Annotated in this window: 15 protein-coding genes, 1 tRNA gene and 1 riboswitch; of the genes, 5 read left to right on the forward strand and 11 right to left on the reverse strand. The window is 47.9% G+C overall.

Annotated features, from left to right (window positions below):
* Positions 1–7 precede the first annotated feature (7 nt).
* Entirely contained in the window at positions 8–2,743 is a 2,736-nt protein-coding gene (locus QHH26_10365; GenBank protein ID MDH7482360.1) for a hypothetical protein, read from the reverse strand.
* Positions 2,744–2,905: 162 nt separating this feature from the next.
* Entirely contained in the window at positions 2,906–4,657 is a 1,752-nt protein-coding gene (locus tag QHH26_10370; GenBank protein MDH7482361.1) for a glycoside hydrolase family 2 TIM barrel-domain containing protein, read from the reverse strand.
* A gap of 242 nt (positions 4,658–4,899) precedes the next feature.
* Here QHH26_10370 and QHH26_10375 point away from each other — a divergent pair.
* Positions 4,900–4,974, forward strand: a tRNA-Arg gene (locus QHH26_10375).
* 3 nt (positions 4,975–4,977) lie between these two features.
* Here QHH26_10375 and QHH26_10380 read toward each other — a convergent pair.
* Positions 4,978–6,117, reverse strand: a complete 1,140-nt coding sequence (locus QHH26_10380; protein ID MDH7482362.1) for a uroporphyrinogen decarboxylase family protein — start codon at positions 6,115–6,117, stop codon at positions 4,978–4,980.
* Positions 6,118–6,219: 102 nt separating this feature from the next.
* Positions 6,220–6,281: riboswitch (Fluoride riboswitch) on the forward strand.
* An 87-nt stretch (positions 6,282–6,368) separates the two neighbouring features.
* Here QHH26_10380 and QHH26_10385 point away from each other — a divergent pair.
* From QHH26_10385 to QHH26_10400, 4 genes are all read left to right on the forward strand, one after another.
* Positions 6,369–8,213: a dynamin family protein gene (locus tag QHH26_10385; protein MDH7482363.1), complete on the forward strand. Its 1,845-nt coding sequence runs from the start codon at positions 6,369–6,371 to the stop codon at positions 8,211–8,213.
* A gap of 32 nt (positions 8,214–8,245) precedes the next feature.
* Complete coding sequence (locus QHH26_10390) at positions 8,246–8,932, forward strand: DUF6062 family protein (GenBank protein ID MDH7482364.1); 687 nt, start codon at positions 8,246–8,248, stop codon at positions 8,930–8,932.
* Between the two features lie 119 nt (positions 8,933–9,051).
* Entirely contained in the window at positions 9,052–9,273 is a 222-nt protein-coding gene (locus QHH26_10395) for a hypothetical protein (GenBank protein MDH7482365.1), read from the forward strand.
* Positions 9,274–9,319: 46 nt separating this feature from the next.
* A complete protein-coding gene (locus QHH26_10400) occupies positions 9,320–9,763 on the forward strand; it encodes a hypothetical protein (protein MDH7482366.1) in 444 nt (147 codons plus the stop codon).
* A gap of 17 nt (positions 9,764–9,780) precedes the next feature.
* On the opposite strand, the gene QHH26_10405 is transcribed toward QHH26_10400, so the two are convergent.
* From QHH26_10405 to QHH26_10440, 8 genes are read right to left on the reverse strand one after another with little or no spacing between them, the layout of a single operon-like run.
* Positions 9,781–10,752 (reverse strand): energy transducer TonB, encoded by a 972-nt coding sequence (locus QHH26_10405; GenBank protein ID MDH7482367.1) that lies wholly within the window; start codon positions 10,750–10,752, stop codon positions 9,781–9,783.
* A gap of 9 nt (positions 10,753–10,761) precedes the next feature.
* Positions 10,762–11,250 carry a biopolymer transporter ExbD gene (locus QHH26_10410; GenBank protein MDH7482368.1) on the reverse strand — a complete coding sequence of 163 codons (489 nt, stop codon included), beginning with the start codon at positions 11,248–11,250 and terminating at the stop codon, positions 10,762–10,764.
* A complete protein-coding gene (locus QHH26_10415) occupies positions 11,213–11,848 on the reverse strand; it encodes a MotA/TolQ/ExbB proton channel family protein (protein MDH7482369.1) in 636 nt (211 codons plus the stop codon). Before QHH26_10415 ends, QHH26_10410 begins: the two co-directional genes overlap by 38 nt.
* Positions 11,849–11,879: 31 nt before the next feature.
* Positions 11,880–12,473 (reverse strand): class I SAM-dependent methyltransferase, encoded by a 594-nt coding sequence (locus tag QHH26_10420; protein MDH7482370.1) that lies wholly within the window; start codon positions 12,471–12,473, stop codon positions 11,880–11,882.
* Positions 12,451–13,200: an ABC transporter ATP-binding protein gene (locus tag QHH26_10425; protein MDH7482371.1), complete on the reverse strand. Its 750-nt coding sequence runs from the start codon at positions 13,198–13,200 to the stop codon at positions 12,451–12,453. Before QHH26_10425 ends, QHH26_10420 begins: the two co-directional genes overlap by 23 nt.
* The gene (locus QHH26_10430) at positions 13,191–13,910 is read right to left on the reverse strand and encodes an energy-coupling factor transporter transmembrane component T (GenBank protein ID MDH7482372.1); all 720 of its coding nucleotides are present in this window, start codon (positions 13,908–13,910) and stop codon (positions 13,191–13,193) included. Before QHH26_10430 ends, QHH26_10425 begins: the two co-directional genes overlap by 10 nt.
* Positions 13,911–13,930: 20 nt before the next feature.
* Positions 13,931–14,473 (reverse strand): ECF transporter S component, encoded by a 543-nt coding sequence (locus tag QHH26_10435; GenBank protein ID MDH7482373.1) that lies wholly within the window; start codon positions 14,471–14,473, stop codon positions 13,931–13,933.
* 5 nt (positions 14,474–14,478) lie between these two features.
* A complete protein-coding gene (locus QHH26_10440) occupies positions 14,479–16,323 on the reverse strand; it encodes a TonB-dependent receptor (protein ID MDH7482374.1) in 1,845 nt (614 codons plus the stop codon).
* Positions 16,324–16,360 lie beyond the last annotated feature (37 nt).

A 16,360-nucleotide genomic window follows, 5' to 3' on the forward strand; every position in this document is an offset into this window, starting at 1 on the left:
GATTTTTCTACTCGTACCTAACAATGAGTTTGATTGGCCTTTCAGTAGCCGAAACCTCAATTGTTTCACCCTTATATTTGTTAATCTTCAAACCATTTAGGTAGACCGCCTTAATTGGCTTGAATTTTGGATGGCGCAAAGTGATAAGAATCCTCTTAGGTGGCTTACGCGAAGGCGGAGTAATGCTCACTTCAATTTGTCCCTCGCTAACCTTCGATACGATGCGGAACGAAACATTCCCAAAGTGAGTTGGCGCCCATCTGGCCTCAACCACCTTATCATCCCCCAGCCATGCCCGAGGAACCGCTTCGGCGATGTGGAGATTATCACCTTCTTCGCGAAGAAGCATCATGCGGAGCGTCCGAAGTTGCTGGGTTGCAGAATAAAGATGCGGAAGCGTCCACATATTCGAGCCATTGACTGCAAACGTGCATTCGACCCCCGAATAAGTATCACGTGTCATCCCATAGGCAAGCATTCCATAGAGGCCTAGTATGACCTTCCTTGGATCACCACGCTTCAGCTGGGTGAGAAGGTAACCGTATGTATATGCGTGGTCTATGCCGCCGGTTTGAAACTTGCAGACGCCCGCTATTAGTCCGTTCTTTCTTTCTATGAAATCGGTTATCCAATAGGCACGCTTGTCATTAGCTGGCAAAAACTCAGACTCTAGAAGGCAACAAGCAACCAAACCATAATAATCTCCGCCGGTATAGCCGCTTGACTTTAGGAGTCGGTGATTTTCCGGCACAAGTGGAAGTACTGTTCTGCCTTCAAGCTCGATAGCAGCTGCGTCCATTGAGGCTAGTATATCTGCACGGTATGCCTCGGCTTCCTTTCGGAATCGCTCCGCCTCTTCCTTCATCCCAACAGCCTCGAGTGCGGCTGATGCTTTCTCAAGGCCAACACAGCAGTAGGCGTCCGAAAAGTAGTTAACCTCTGGCTCAGAGTAATCGCAGTATGGGCGAAACTTGATTAGGCCCTTGGTGATTCCTTCCTTTGGTGCTTCTTTTCGCTTTCGGATTAGCCAGTCGCCAATTTTCACAATATTGGGCGCAACTCGGCTGAGCCACCCTTTATCGCCCGTGAAATTGTAATGTTCCACAAGCGCGATAGGAAGCGTTCCCATATCGGGCAAGCCAAAGTTCTGCGTATACAAGCCGTCGGGTTGCTGGAAATGCAGAATGGAATCAAGGTAGCGCTCTGCTTTATCATGCAAGCCATACATGTCAAGGGCAATGCAGTGAAGCGTACAGCTATACCCGTAGTTCTCTTCATAGAACCCAATTCCATCGTGGGGCTCGTAAATGCCGTTTATTTTATCCACGTTGAGCTGAGAATATGCAAGCCATGCTCTGTAAGCATCATTTATCCTCTGTTCGGGAACCTCAAAAACCGCAACCCTGTTTAGAAGCCGCCGCCAAAATTCTGCTACCTCGTTTAAGGCGGCATTATACTCTGAAAAAGAGATTTTTGAGATATCTTTTGCATCTGGCCATCCCATTTTTATGCAAGCGATTTGTAAGCCTTGAGAAGATTCTTCGGATATCAGCTCGAACTGATGACGTTCTCCATTAGCCACTAGAGTAATGGAGGTAGGAATTTTGGCATTCTTTTTTAGCCGACGCGCCTCCAAGCATATGAAAGCAACAAGCGGTGTATCAGGGCTCATACCTTCAGACCAGCCAAAGACGGTCTGCCGGTACTCAACGTCATTTCGTCGGGTAGTTAGGGTCAACACAGGAATATACCCGCTTAGCCACTTTCTCTCGATTGGGGTTTTCTCATCGCCAAATGGAACCCCTGGATTGCCAATCTCAATCCACGCAATTGGCGGCTGGTTGTAATTGAGCTGTAAACGCCCAAGGTGGTCAATAGCAATATCTGTTGGATGCTCTGGGACGCCCACTGCCTCTTTCGGATATTTCATCTTCGGGAAGAACTTCGCCACTTTTTCGAACGTTGGATCATCTTTCCCGCGAAGAACAATCTTGCCCACTGGGTCCAAGCCAGCTTCGCTAAGCGATCTTCTTTCAGCGGGCTTAAGGGCGAGCTGCTTGGGCGAAGTCTTTTCTACTCGAATATCTGAAATCTCCGATATTACCCACGGCCCACGATCTGAGTAATCATTGTCAAGGTCGGGATTCGAGTAATTAGGCTTATCATTTGAAAACCCTTTTCCAACGATTAGTGAAGTTGGGGCTCCACTTAGCTGAACAGGACGGCGAATGACGCGGAGTGTTTTCCATTTTTTGCAGTCATCGGAAACTGAATAACGGAGCACATCTTTCCCCAGCTCAATGCGCAAGTAATGCGGAAGGAGATGATCGCACGGCTCGAGGTAACTCTCCAGAGTGAAACCTTCGAGAGTCTCGGCGGCATAGAACCGATTGATGCCGTCCGGCCCGCTTATCATACCCATTTGACACCAATTTGCCGTATTCCAGACAAGGAAAATGGACGTACACCAACTTATCCCTGCGGGCGATGAGGGTTTAATACGTGCTCTTACAGTAACATTGTCTACACCAAGCTGCCGAGAGATATGCGCATAGGTATGAAGATTTGCCCTAATCTCGGCGACGCCATCCTTCAAAACAATTTCATTCCCTTTTGAAACATGCAGATGCCATGAAGAATCTAACTTCCCGCCTTTAAAACTCTCTTGCAAGATTAACTCACCTGCTAAGGATGGTGGATAGACCATACAGACCAGGGGCAATAGTAGAATTATCCTAATCATCAGCTACTCTCCTTGGTGTAAATTGCGAGTAAATGCGCATCGGGTATTAATGGCAACCCCATCCACCTGCCACCTACGAGTCAGAAAGGCAAATAGGAGAACATGTATTACTTTGCCGCCCACGGAACAAAATATTAAAGGGCCAGCATGAGGCTCATTTCACTACCTCTCAATTGCCGCCTTTTTCGCAATGATTGGCTTCAGCTTTTCCGGCGGGAATTTAGGCTTCCTATCGTAGGTATAAAGTCCATTGACCTCTTGCTCTACATCCGTAAGCTGGGTATAGCAGAAACCAGCGATGTGTGGATTTTCGAGAAGCACGTTTGCAAGTCCCCTATAACGCTCAATGAATTCCTTTTCAGTTTTCGGGCGATCTCCATAACCCCATGCCTTGTCGTCCTTTTGTCCGGGGTTCCACCAAATTCCGCCATACTCGCTAACGACGACCGGTTGGCCAGTATATGGCGGCTCGAACTTTGGGTCATTGCGCGCCAGGGTCTCAGTCTTCGGGTCTTTGCCAAAGGGGCCGTACCGCTCGGCAAACGACTTAGGATTTTGGTCATAATCGTGGAGGTCCCAGATATCCGTTATGACGTGTGTATAACCGCTGGCATCAATGAATGGGCGCGAAGGATCAAGACGCTTTGTTAGATTATAAAGTTCGCGGAAGAAAACTGGAAGGTAGCGATCATGGCTGGAATGCGCCTCGTTCAGAGGCATCCATACAATAATCGCAGGATGGTTCCTATCGCGCAGGACGACCTCCGTCCATTCGCGGATAAAGTTCTCGCGCGCCTGTGGATGATTTGCAATTGAGCAACCCCAGTCGGGGAATTCGCCCCACAGGATGTATCCAAGCTTGTCCGCCCAATAGAGGGTGCGCGGTTCGAAGACTTTTTGATGAAGGCGGGCACCGTTGAATCCATAAGCCATGCTCCTCTGAATATCCGCCTTGAGTTCGGCATCCGACGGCGCCGTGTAGATTCCATCTGGCCAGAAGCCTTGGTCCAGAATAAGACGCATGAATATAGGCTTGCCATTGATGAGCACACGGTCGCCATCAATGCGCACATCCCGCAAGCCAAAATAGGACATCACTTCATCAGTAACTTTTCCATCCTTAAGGAGGCAAAGGCGCAGGTCATAGAGAAACGGACGCCCAGGCCACCACAGCTTAGGCCTAGGTATACTGATAGTAAGCACATTCTGTCCACTGATTTGCTTGAGGCTCTCGGAGCGAATTTCTTTTCCACCAGTGAGCACCTTTGCCTCAAGTGAAATTTCCTTCGCAGGATTTGTGATTCCAATTTCAAGCGCAACCCGGCCATTCATTGCATCAGGCCAAATTGCTAACGATGAGATGTACGTCTCTGGCACAGCCTCAAGCCAAACTGTCTGCCAAATTCCAGTTGTGCGCGTATACATGCATCCATATGACTCAAGCCGATGGCTTTGTTTACCTGAGGGTTGGAACCCGGTGCGCAATTCGTCTACGGCATACACCACAAGCTCATTCTCGCCATTCATATCAACTACATCGGTGACATCCGCACTAAACGGAGTATAGCCGCCTCTATGATGGGCAACCTCATGGCCATTGACCCAAACGCGAGCTTCATAGTCTACAGCACCAAAATGAAGAAGCAGGCGTCTGCCTTGAAGCGCCTTGTCTACCTTGAAATGCCGGCGGTACCACACAGCATTCATGAAATCTGTCATTCCAATTCCGGAAAGCCTGCTCTCCGGGCAAAATGGCACAAGAATCTCAGATGGGAAGTCGTGGCCAGTATGCCAGCCCTTTTCCATGCCTGACTTTTCATTGTCTATAGCGAACTGCCACTTGCCGTTTAAATTCTGCCAAGCTGCCCTCATAAAATCTGGCCTAGGATGCTCTGGTCTAGGAATGTCATACATTTGCTTTTCTGCTCCTTTGACATAGTCTGACTTTACGGCTGTTAAGCCAAATACCATAAAAACTAATAGCGTTGAAATAGCAAACTTGTCCATCAAATGATCACTCACCAACTTTTTAAGATACTAGCGGATATTATAACCACCTGTTAATTATGAATCAATGTGCTTGGGAATTTGCAGGCATCGGCATGCTTGCTCTTGATTGACTTCGAAACCAAATTCAAGTAATATAATGTTTGAACGCCCCGGTAGCTCAGGGGATAGAGCGCGGGCCTCCGGAGCCCGGTGCACAGGTTCGATTCCTGTCCGGGGCGCCAATTTTATTTATAGCTGCCGAATTCCTCAGCAGCGTGAATCATCGCCCGAATGTTTTCATCTGGAGTATCGCGCCCACACTGGTCTCCGGTTGAAAGAATAAAACCGCCGCCTTCGCCTGCATCCCTTATTGCCTGCTTTGACGCTTGAAAAACGTCATCGTAGGATCCCCTAAGCATGAGTTCAACCGTATTCAAATTGCCCTTGAGAACCAACCGATCGCCATATTTTTCTTTCAGCTCTCGTAGGTTACAGTCGCCCATAGGGGGTGCCTCCAATGGGTCAATCACGTCGAGGTCGGTTTCTTCGGCACATATTTTGACGAGTTCTGCTTCGGGCCCACATGAATGAATATGGCTCACTATTCCAGCATTCTTGCAGAGTCGAGTAACCTCCTGCACTACAGGCAATGAGACATCGCGAAATATTTCGATATTCTGCCAAATAAGCGTCCCAGAACCACCACAGCTCACGTAATCAGGGCGAACCTGCATGCGAAGGATATTTTCGAACCTTCTGCGGGAGTTTTCAATTATCTTTCTTGACCGCTCCCGCACAACTTCAGGGTTATCGAAATACTCATAGACAGCGGCATCGCTCCCAACGACCACGCTTGTTCCACAGGTGATGCCAACAACTCCAGAGTCGCCCATCATTTCATAAGCCAACTTGAACAACTCTTCGCCTGTGGGCCATTCTTTTATATCCTCAATTGGTTCCCATTTCTCTGGCGTCTCGGGAAGGCCAAGCTTGCTAAAGTGGACGCCGCCCGTCGGCGGATTATCACGTGGGTAAACTGTAACTAGTGGAAACCAGGTGCGCTTTCCGTCCTCCTCGCGAAACGAACGGGTGATAATTCTTTCATAAGTCTTCTCGACAATCACTGTCTTGACTTGATCATCGGGAGGGCTCGCCTCATCGGGAAATATAACATTGACCTGGTAGTCTAGAAAACCATCGAAGCCAAAGTACTTCACAGCATCAATGTACGCCTTCCAAAGCGGAGGGTTCTGATAGAGATAGATATCCCAAAATGGCTTCCCAGTTAGGCGCACGGGAATCATATTCGACATATCTGGCGCAACCGGCACCCTATCTGGTATGCCATGCCTCATGGTCACCAACATTCGTTGTTTTGGCGTCATCTGGGTCCCTCCGATTCAATATAACTTTCCGCTTGGAATACCGTCAACCCTTGATTTACTTCACATACAACTTGCTTTTTCAAAATTGTTGTGGTATCATTCAAATGAAAAGGGGATGGAGTCCCCCAGAATCGTCTAGAACGACTGATGACTCCTGCAAGGGAAAAAAATCCAAAGTTCCTTGGCGGGAGTCATGTTTTTATAAATAGACGTTTAACTCCCTCCAAGGCTAAAAGAGGGAGTTTTTCGTTTTGGGCGAAGTATTGAAATATGACAAACTTGAAATAAAAAGTAACAGCATCTCACCCGAGGGGAAAAACCTCAAGCAACCGGCCCTGGCAATCGCACAGGCGCAGAATATTTTGGAAGAAGCCGGGCCCTCTTATGATTCATACTTAGAGAGGCTTCAGCTACTAAAGCAACGACTAAATGAAGAGCGGTTCCATTTGGCAGCGCTTGGCCAATTCAAACGCGGCAAGAGCACACTCCTCAATGCCCTTCTCGGTGCTGATGTGCTCCCCACATCCGTCATTCCTGTTACAGCAATACCAACCTTCGTGCAGTACGGGCCGAAATGTACTGCAAAAGTTAAATTCATAAATGGCAAAACAGAAGATGTGATTGCCGAAGGGACAACCGAACAGCTTGCGGAATTCCTTGCAAAATATGTTACTGAGGAAAGAAATCCCCACAACCGTCTAGGAGTGCACGAGGTAGTATTAGAATACCCCTCTTCATTACTTCAGCAAGGGGTTGTATTAATTGACACGCCTGGAATTGGCTCAACGTTCCGCCACAACACTGAGGCAACTTTGAACTTTCTCTCACAATGCGATGCTGCACTTTTTATTATTTCTCCCGATCCCCCTATTACAGAAGTCGAAATCGACTTTTTGAAAGAAGTCCTGGCTAAGACAACAAACACATTCTTCATTCTAAACAAAGCAGATTACCTCTCGGACGAAGAGCTTTCAAAGACAATCGAGTTCCTCAAACAGGCTTTGAAAGACCACGCTGGAATCGATAACAATATCAAAATACTTTACGTCTCAGCCCGGGTTGGACTTCGGGCAAAGCTATCGGGAGATGAAGCAGGCTGGGTAAAAAGCGGAATGCAAGCAGTGCAAAAGCACCTTGTTGAATTTCTAGCAAACCAAAAATCATCAGCCCTGCGAAAAGCTATCTCTAAAAAAGCAAGCACCGTTATATCGGACGCCGTTCTCTACATCGGCATTTCTCTTGCATCGCTCCGTATACCTCTCGACCAACTTGAGGAGCGAATGCGGCTACTTCAGAAAAAACTTGATGAGGTGGAAACTCAGCGGTTAGTCCAGTTGGATGTTATAGAAGGCGATAGAAAACGAATGATCGCTCTTCTTGAAGAACAAGCCGAGCATCTGCGGAAGAAAGCAAAGTCTCGGCTATTAGAAATTGTGCGCACAAATTACTCTAATAGTGTTGTGCTCAACGAAGACGAAATCTACAAAGAACTAGCGGAAGCGGTTCCGGTGTTGTTTGAGCACGAACTTGGCGAACTATCGGGAACGTTGGGGAAGAGGGCGCAAGAAGTATTTGTACGGCATAAGCACCACGCTAACGAACTCATAGAAAGCATTCGCAAAGCGGCGGCAGAGCTGTTCAACGTTCCATATCAAAAACAGGATGAAGGCGAAGATTTCGAGGTCAAGCGGCGACCCTACTGGATTACGCATCAATGGAGCTATTCACTAAGCCTGCTACCGGAGAATTTTATCGACAGGTTCCTCCCGATGCGAATTCGTCGCTCCCGTGCAATTCGCAGGCTATATAATCAGATAGAAACCATAGTAATGCAGAACGTCGAAAACGTGCGCTGGCCGACCCTTCAAAACCTCGAAGATACATTCCGCAAATTTGCAAACCAGATTACACAACAATATCGCGAAGTTGCCACAGCTACACGTGATGCTATAGAAGCAGCCTACCGGCAGCGCAAGGAACAAGCGGAAGCAGTTCAATCTGATATAGCTAAGCTCGAAGCGATTCAACACAGATTGGGTGAAATTTTAAAAGAGCTAGAATTATTTGTTGATTCGACACAAACTAACTGTTCATAGTTCAAGCAACATTAAGCCAAAGGAAGCCAAACATGCGCTCACGTAAAGTCTCGAAACATACTACATATTATGAACTGCTTGATGCAATCAGTAATGCCTCACACTGCCCTTTATGCGAGGTTGAAGCAAACAGCATCAAATGCTACTTTGATTCACTATTGCATGAGGGTGTAAACGACAACGGGGTTCGCGAGGCTTTAATTCGTTCCCAAGGCTATTGCCAACGCCATGCACACTACCTTCGAAACCATGGGAAAGGCTTTGAAATTGCTATCTTGTACCAAGACCAAGTCAAACTATTCCTGCGAAGGCTTGACGAACTTCAAGCAATCCCATCTATGATGATTCGAAAAGGCAAAAGAGCTTGGCGGCAGCCCGATGGGGAGTGTCCGGCATGTCGCATGCAATACGAATGCCGAAACCGATTTGGAAGTACCCTAATCGAATGGCTTGATGACCAAGAAATGCGAAGGGCTCTTGAAAAAAGCCATGGGCTATGTGTTCCGCATTTCTTTGCTCTATTAGATTTAGCTGCGGACGCAAACTCAAGGAACTTATTAATCGAACTGCAACGTGCTAAAACGAACCTGCTACTACATGAATTGGAGGAATTCTGCCGCAAACATGATTATCGCTTTAGCCATGAGAAATTCGGCAAAGAATCAGACTCGTGGTCCCGAGCAATCATAATGATGGTTGGCAAGGATGGCGTTTTTTGAATTTAGAAGATTCCAAACATTTAACGATGCGGCTTTTGTACAAAACCATAGAACGTGTTGAAATCATCCAAAGACTACTGTTGAATTTGGTACCTTGGCCCTTTTAAGAGGAATTGAAAATGGCACCGAACAACGCCTTTATTGCAATAGGATTGGCGCTGAGTGTTTTGGCTGCACTAGCAGCTTTCTTGATTACTTATGAAGAATGGTCTCATCACTATACCAGCCATACGCAGCCACTTAAGTTTGCGCTGGAAGCAGCCGTAGTTGCATTCGTTGTCTTCTCAGTCCTTACGATTCTTGCAGCCGCTTTCGTCTGCCGATTGGTGCAAAATGGATAAAAGGCGGATTCAGTTTAAAAGTAAAAAAATTAGCAATGAGAATGATATGAACAGCAAATTCCCAGATATTAGCGAAGCCCATAAGCGCGGCATCGCGATAACTCTAGCAATCTTCGATGAGGCGCTCTGCGAGATTGAGCAATGGGCAAATGGCCGAGAGATAAGCTCTATTCTTTTCAAAGAGCACAACACACTTTCAAGCCAGCAGCGGCAAAAAATATTATCGGAAGTTAAGCAGATGAAAAATCTGCTACTAGAATTACAACAGACCCTGCTACTTGAGCCATCTATTCAAAACGCAAAGACAGCTATTCGGAGCAGATGTGCTTGGCTATGGGAACACTTGGTCGAGCTCAAGTCTGAGCACCTCCGTCGATACGGAGAAGTGTCCAAAAAATTGGCAGAATACCTCGACCCAAAAACTGAGCTGCTAATTCAGGGTATAGTGAATATTTTGGACCTACTTAAATCCCGAGAAAGCGGAAGCTGAAAACAAACGAAGCCCTGCTAATGAGCGTTTGGATTCAGCTTGAATCGAACGCGAAAGGTAATTACAGCAGGAATCGGGCTGCCCTCTTTCAATGCGGGAGAAAATTTGGCAAGCTTCATATATTCTAGAGCTGCGCGGTCGAGGATTTCGCTGCCCGAGGAAACAGCGACTTCCACTTGTTTAGGTTTACCATCTATATCAATTTTTGTACGGAGCACCACTGTGCCTTGCCGTCCCTCCTGTCGTGCAAGTTCTGGGTATGGTGGGTCTTTCCATTCCAACAACTTCGGTCCACATGTAGGCCCCTTGGGAGGAGTTGGTTTTTCAAGCGTTACGACCTTTGATGGCGGCGACGACACCGGCGGTGGTTCGGCTTCTGACACTTTCTTTGGATTAGGAGGCACCATAGGTTCTCCCCCTTGTTGCATCGTTCCACTTCCGTCGGGATTATCCCCAAAGGGGCCGGCTCCAACTGCATTTCCAGTTCCGCCTAGACCGTATTCACCTGGAGTGCTCGGCGCCAAAGAGTCAGTGCGCGTGAATACCTCAGGAGTAGCAATAACTAGGGCGCCTGCTTGCGATTGCGGAGCAACGCATTTTGCAGGAATCGAAGCCATTTGGGCTGTTATCTCGTTTTTGCGAGGCTTAGGAAAATTCCTAAGTGCTTCATCCGGCAGCACAATATGACCACGCTTTGGTGAAGCTAGCGATTTTCCTGATCTGACGGGCGCGATTATGTTTGGTGGCTGCGAAAGCCGCGCTTGCTGATAAGGCTGGGGTAGAAGCGGCTTCCTCATTTGAATCAGTTCAACATTCAATCTTGGAGTAGGCCCTTCCAAATGTCGCAAGCTAGCTTCAACACTCTTCGGCTCACCAAAAAGCCCCCAGAGCTGAGCTACAGCCAACGCGAAGGCATGAAGTACTACTGACCCTAGGAACGCAAGCGCAATATTCCGATGTTTTTTAATTTTGCCAGCAAAAATTGCCATAGGAACTTATTATCGGTCCTTTGATTTTGATTGGGTATAAACGCCACGTTGCTGGCTAGCATTCCTACTATTAATTTCCTCAGTAGCCAGGGATACACGATGCAAACCAACGAGCCTAGCGGCATCCATTACCCAAATTACAGAGCCATATGAGGCTTCTTTATCTGCTCGGATGACAACCACTTTCTGTGGTTGTGGAAGTTTCCGAGCGGCACTCATTAAAGCATTAACAAGGCCTGCAGGTCGAACAGGCTGACCACCCACCAGCATACGTCCTTGTTCGTTGATGGTTACGGTGATTTCGCCAGATGTTTCCGCCTCGCGTGTACTAGTGACGGCGGGCGGAAGGTTAACTTTCATTGACGGCTCAGCAATGAAAAACGTAGCCGTCACCATAAAAATAATGAGTAGCACCAACATCACATCGGTCAAAGGTGTGATATTTATGTCTGTGATTAAGTTATTTTCGTATTTTGTATTCCAGCCGTTGTATCGCATCTTTACTATCCGAGACTAGAAAATCCAGCAACTCCAACCCGGCAATTTCCGCTTTGTGCAAAATTCGCCTCTGCCAAATTACAAACGCGTTATATGCAATTACCGCAATGATTGCAACAAATAATCCCGCCGCAGTGGCAATAAGCGCCTCGGATATCCCTGTGGCTACGACAGCAGGTCCCGCTGCACCCACCCGACCAATATCCCTAAAGGCGCGAATGATGCCTAATACGGTGCCGAAAAGTCCAATGAAAGGTGCGATGCTGCCAATGGTGCCAACTATTCCTAGATATGAGTTTAGCTTCAAATTCTCCTCGGCGAGAACGGTTTGAAGGCGATTTTCCAAAACCTCGCGCGGTTCTCCTCTCGAATTAATAAGCACTTCCATTGCTCGATTGGCAGGACCAGGGCGCTTTAACCAATTCATAGTGTCCTTTTCTCCGGCAAGCACCGCCTTTGCTCGAGCTAGAGCTTCCTCAATACTGCAGTCTACCTTAAAGAAGGCAAACAAGCGCTCTAGAGTTACCGCAATTGTCAACAGCGAACATAGCCCAAGTGGGTACATTACGATTCCACCATGTTTTAGTAACTCGAACATTATCTAGTTTGCCTCCCTATATTTGAACTGCTCAAGGTTTCCTGGCACGCGCCAAATAGAATTCTGGTTCGTCGATAACCTCAATATCAATAAGATTTACCGAAGCCAAAAGAACCGACATCACATCTGGAGGCGGCACCCTATCCTCCTCTACCGGACCACCAACCTCACGGTGGAGTTTGTTTACTGCCTCACGACCAATGGGATGCGAAACTACCAAGACTCCTCCAGGTCGAAGCACGCGAACCATTTCGCGCAGACTACGAACCTTATCATGAAAATGTGGAAGGGCTGCGTTACAAATAACACGGTCGAACTCTGCATCTTTAAACGGCGCATCATGCACGTCAGCTTCAATTAGCGTTACATTGCAGGGGAACCCCTTAAGCCTCGCAGCATTAAGCATTTCATGGGATAGGTCAAATGCGACAATGCTACCGGAAGGTCCAACTGCACGAAGTAAGTGAGGAATTAACACGCCCGTTCCAGTTCCCACGTCAAGTACGGATTGACCACATTGAATTTCAGCGAGCATAACTACCCGCTCAAGCCGCACTTCCTCCTCTGGATGCCTAGTAAAATCCCATTCTTTTGCATGCTGATTAAAGAAATACTTTCTGTCCATCTTCCGTTATTACCTCAGCCTCAAGTCCAAAACGTTGAAGAGCCTCTTTGTCGCCCAATAATTCGTGCATTGAAATATCCGAGACAAGTGCACCGTCCACAAGCACGAGAGCTCTGGTGCAAAGACAACGTGCGAAACTTAGATCATGGGTGGCTATTAGCTGTGCACAAGGCAATTGGAGCAGGGTACTCGCAAGCGCCGCGCGTCCCGGTGCATCGAGACTGTTGGTGGGCTCATCCAGAGCAAGCACCGAAGGTTGAAGCACAAGTATGCTAGCCAGCGCTGCTCGCCGACGTTCACCAGAGCTAAGTTCGTGGGCAGATTTATCGAGCATTCGATCATTTAAGCCTACTTGGGCTATGGCTTGTCGGGCTTTTCTCTCAGCCACCTCAGGCACATCGCCCGCAACAAGAGGCCCAAAAGTTACATCACGCCATACAGTGGGCATAAAGAGTTGGTCTTCAGGCTCGGCGAATGCCAAACCAAGCTTACTTCTTACCCAGCGCTCTGTTGTTTTTTCCAATACAACGCCATCTACGCATACGCGGCCGCTTCCCTTTAATATGCCGACGAGACACCACAATAAAGTTGACTTGCCGGCACCATTCGGTCCCAGCAGAGCAACGCGTTCGCCATGAGCAATTGAGAATGAGATGTCGCGCAACGCAAAGCTTCCATCGGGATAGGAATATGTAAGTTTTTCAACTTTCAGCGCCTCTACAGCCATCTTCCAACTCCAGCAATGATAATAGATACAACGGCATAGGTCAATCCGCATGCTAAATGGGAAAACTTCAAAGGAGATGGCGCCAAGGTCGGGAGCTTGCCTTGAAAACCGCGCAGTGCCATCGCAGAGCCAACTCGCTCTGACCTAACCACGGCTCTAACAAGCAGGTTTACGCTAGCCCATAAAAGGCTCGTTAGCTTCATCCATGTTGAAGCAAAGGAGGCTCGCAGTGCCCAAGCTCGATTTGTGCGCATAACCTCTTCGATAAGTAAGTCAACGCCTCGCACGGTGAATTCCCCAAGCTGGCCGAACGCCGACAAAATGGGCATGCGACTGATAAACTCGAGAATCGCCAAAGTATGCGTGCTTGCCATGAATACTATGACCGCGGCGGCAACTAAAAGTGATTTTAATGCAAATAATTCACCAGCTATTCGCGTCTGCTCTCTGCCAATCCTGGACAGCATAAAGGGCAATCCAACAACAACCAAGATGGGAAACATCCTTCGCAAAAGGACTCTTACCGGAAGCCTTTCAAGTACAACAACGCAACCAATAAGCACGCAAAGTAATCCAGCAGGCAGTAGAGGGCGAGTGGAAACTATAAACACGGCCAAAATGAACCCGGCAATTGCCACCAATTTTGCCCTTGGGTCAAGTTTATGAATTATGCTTTCTTGGTGCACATAAAGGTCAATATGATGAGGCATAGTTTACACTCCAAAGCCCTCTATCTGAGCCGCAGTCGCGGAACTCGCCGCTGAATCGCAAACACAGCCGCTGGAACGCCAACCAATTGTAGAACCGTTCCGGGCATACTTACCAAAATAACTCCAAGAACGTAATGGAGTGGTTCTCCCTTCAAGGCAAAGAAATCAGCGGCAAAGCATGCGGCAACTCCAAGCACTATCCAATCGGCAATGATTGCACATGGCAGAGCAATCCACATAGGCGCCCTGAGAGAGCGATATAATAAAGAAGCAGTTCCTGCCTTCGCTGCAAGCTCAATAGCCATCAAAGCCGCCACGGGCGGGGCCAATGGCGGCATCCCGGTCAATATTGCGGATAGAAAGGGCACCACGACAGCCAAACTTATCGCGGTGCCCGGGCTAACCAGAAATGCCGCCACCAAAATTGGCAGGTGCATAGGAAGAAATACCCGACCGCCCCACCCTAAAGCATGAAAACCTATTGGCAGCAAAAGTCCAAGTGCTCCCAAAAGTCCTGCAATTGCAAGCTCACGCGCTCTTAGAAGCGGGTCACGGTCGGACATGATTTTTACCATCCTTTCTCAAATTGCAAGCTAATACATCGGCCTGGCATAGGATATGGATAAGCAGGATCTACTCTATATGAGCGGTTGAATAGGTTTTCAATCACAATCCCTATGCGCGCCATATTGGAAATAGGTCGCGAAGCCTTGACATTTACGACGGTGAATGAAGGTAATTTGACCAAAGTGTTCGTTTGGTCGTAATTAAATAGGCGATTTACATATAAAAGGTCGCCCGATATCATCCATTTTCCAAGGCGATAGTCAACGCCAAACGCCAGCTTATGGCCCACAGTTTGCTCCCTTCTGGCGCCTGCGTCCAAATAAGAGAAGTTCGCATAGTATGCTGTTTTTGAGCCCTGGGGCCATCGTGCGCTAATTTCAAAACCAGTCCGTGTTACTGCTCCCGTATTCGCATATTGCTTTGGCGGCCCTGGCACACCAGCTGGACGAGGTCCTAGCACAATCAGGTTTTTCGCATCAATATCAAATGCAGATATCTCAACCTGCGCTCCAGAGGGCAGATTTCTCCTTGCCCCTATCTCATACTGCCATGCGCTCTCCGGCTCTAGATTTGGGTTGTTTATGCCAAAGAGGAACAACTCCCGAAAACTGGGCAGCCGATATCCACGCCTAGCACTCGCATATAACGACCAGCCTTGCTTCATTTCGCGATATATTCCTATATGCGGAAGCACCTCCGAACCAAAATCCTCCGGTGCTGTATATCTCATTCCTAATGACAGTGTCGTTTTGCCTGCTATCGGCTGATCAAACAATAGAAACATACTTGGCTCACTGCGCGAGAATGAGCGAGCAAGCGAGGCAGGACTGTAAATCTTACCACCAATAGTGCGCACTCCAATGCCCCACTCTCCTTTGCCGCGCCCAGCAGGAATAGTCTGCGACAGAATGATGCCTTGCCCAAAATCTTTTGAATGGAAGCCATCTTGAAACTCATGCTCGCCTTCGGTGCGGTAGAGCTTCACGCTGGTGGAGTGATTTCCCACATCACGTTTGAATTCAAGGTCATAGTCACCACGGTCGTAATCCTGCTCTATGAACTTTGGCTCTCGCCCAGCGGCATAGGCATTGGCAACTTCGTTCTGGTCGAAAGTCGTATAAATCAACCGCTGACTGCGAAATGCCATATCCCAACCATTTCTCAAAGTGTGGTCTATTGCAAGCGAATAGTTGTCGGCGTCGTATTTCGCAAATGGATTGCTACCATCAGTGCTGTAGCGGCCAAGTTGGAACCGATAGCCCCACTTCTCATTAATTCCCCGAAACCAAAGCTGGTTGCCGAACGTATCGAAGCCACCACCCTTGACTAGCAAAGCACCTCTTGAATCCTCATCCTTTGGACCACGAGTATAAATTTTGATAACGCCGCCTACAGCCATATCGCCATACAAAGCTCCGGTAGGACCTCTTAGGATTTCGATGCGCTTAACGTTGTCCAAAACATAAGATGTCGGCAGAATATGGCCCATGATGCCCATCTGAGTTGGATGGCCGTCAAGCAAAACTGCAAGTTGGGTTGGCGGAGAACCTCCGAATCCGCGAATATTAACTTTTCCGCCATAGCCCATTCCACCTTGGCGTGACACCCAAACGCCTGGCTCTCTTACCAAAAAATCCATCAAGTTCTGTGCCCCCGAACGCTGAATTTCGGTCCGAGTAATTACGCTGGCTGAAGTCGAAATCTGACCAACAGCTTCAGGCTCACTTACGCCAACAACCTCTACCTCAAACACAGGCTCCTCTGGCATTTCGTCGCTTGCCAAGCCAATACCTGCAATGTACGCCGCTAATCCAATAGCCAAGAGCAATGAAAAAGCTTTACTCAATTTGCTTCTTTCCTCCTTGCTAATTGTTCCGAGTTTA

Source organism: Armatimonadota bacterium (assembly GCA_029907255.1).
Taxonomy (GTDB): Bacteria; Armatimonadota; UBA5829; order DTJY01; family DTJY01; genus JAIMAU01.

Coding starts and splice junctions, on each gene's coding strand:
- QHH26_10365 (MDH7482360.1), bottom strand. CDS start 2,743: ATGATTAGGATAATTCTACTATTGCCCCTGGTCTGTATGGTCTATCCA.
- QHH26_10370 (MDH7482361.1), bottom strand. CDS start 4,657: ATGTATGACATTCCTAGACCAGAGCATCCTAGGCCAGATTTTATGAGG.
- QHH26_10380 (MDH7482362.1), bottom strand. CDS start 6,117: ATGACGCCAAAACAACGAATGTTGGTGACCATGAGGCATGGCATACCA.
- QHH26_10390 (MDH7482364.1), top strand. CDS start 8,246: ATGCGCTCACGTAAAGTCTCGAAACATACTACATATTATGAACTGCTT.
- QHH26_10395 (MDH7482365.1), top strand. CDS start 9,052: ATGGCACCGAACAACGCCTTTATTGCAATAGGATTGGCGCTGAGTGTT.
- QHH26_10400 (MDH7482366.1), top strand. CDS start 9,320: ATGAACAGCAAATTCCCAGATATTAGCGAAGCCCATAAGCGCGGCATC.
- QHH26_10405 (MDH7482367.1), bottom strand. CDS start 10,752: ATGGCAATTTTTGCTGGCAAAATTAAAAAACATCGGAATATTGCGCTT.
- QHH26_10410 (MDH7482368.1), bottom strand. CDS start 11,250: ATGCGATACAACGGCTGGAATACAAAATACGAAAATAACTTAATCACA.
- QHH26_10415 (MDH7482369.1), bottom strand. CDS start 11,848: ATGTTCGAGTTACTAAAACATGGTGGAATCGTAATGTACCCACTTGGG.
- QHH26_10420 (MDH7482370.1), bottom strand. CDS start 12,473: ATGGACAGAAAGTATTTCTTTAATCAGCATGCAAAAGAATGGGATTTT.
- QHH26_10425 (MDH7482371.1), bottom strand. CDS start 13,200: ATGGCTGTAGAGGCGCTGAAAGTTGAAAAACTTACATATTCCTATCCC.
- QHH26_10430 (MDH7482372.1), bottom strand. CDS start 13,910: ATGCCTCATCATATTGACCTTTATGTGCACCAAGAAAGCATAATTCAT.
- QHH26_10435 (MDH7482373.1), bottom strand. CDS start 14,473: ATGTCCGACCGTGACCCGCTTCTAAGAGCGCGTGAGCTTGCAATTGCA.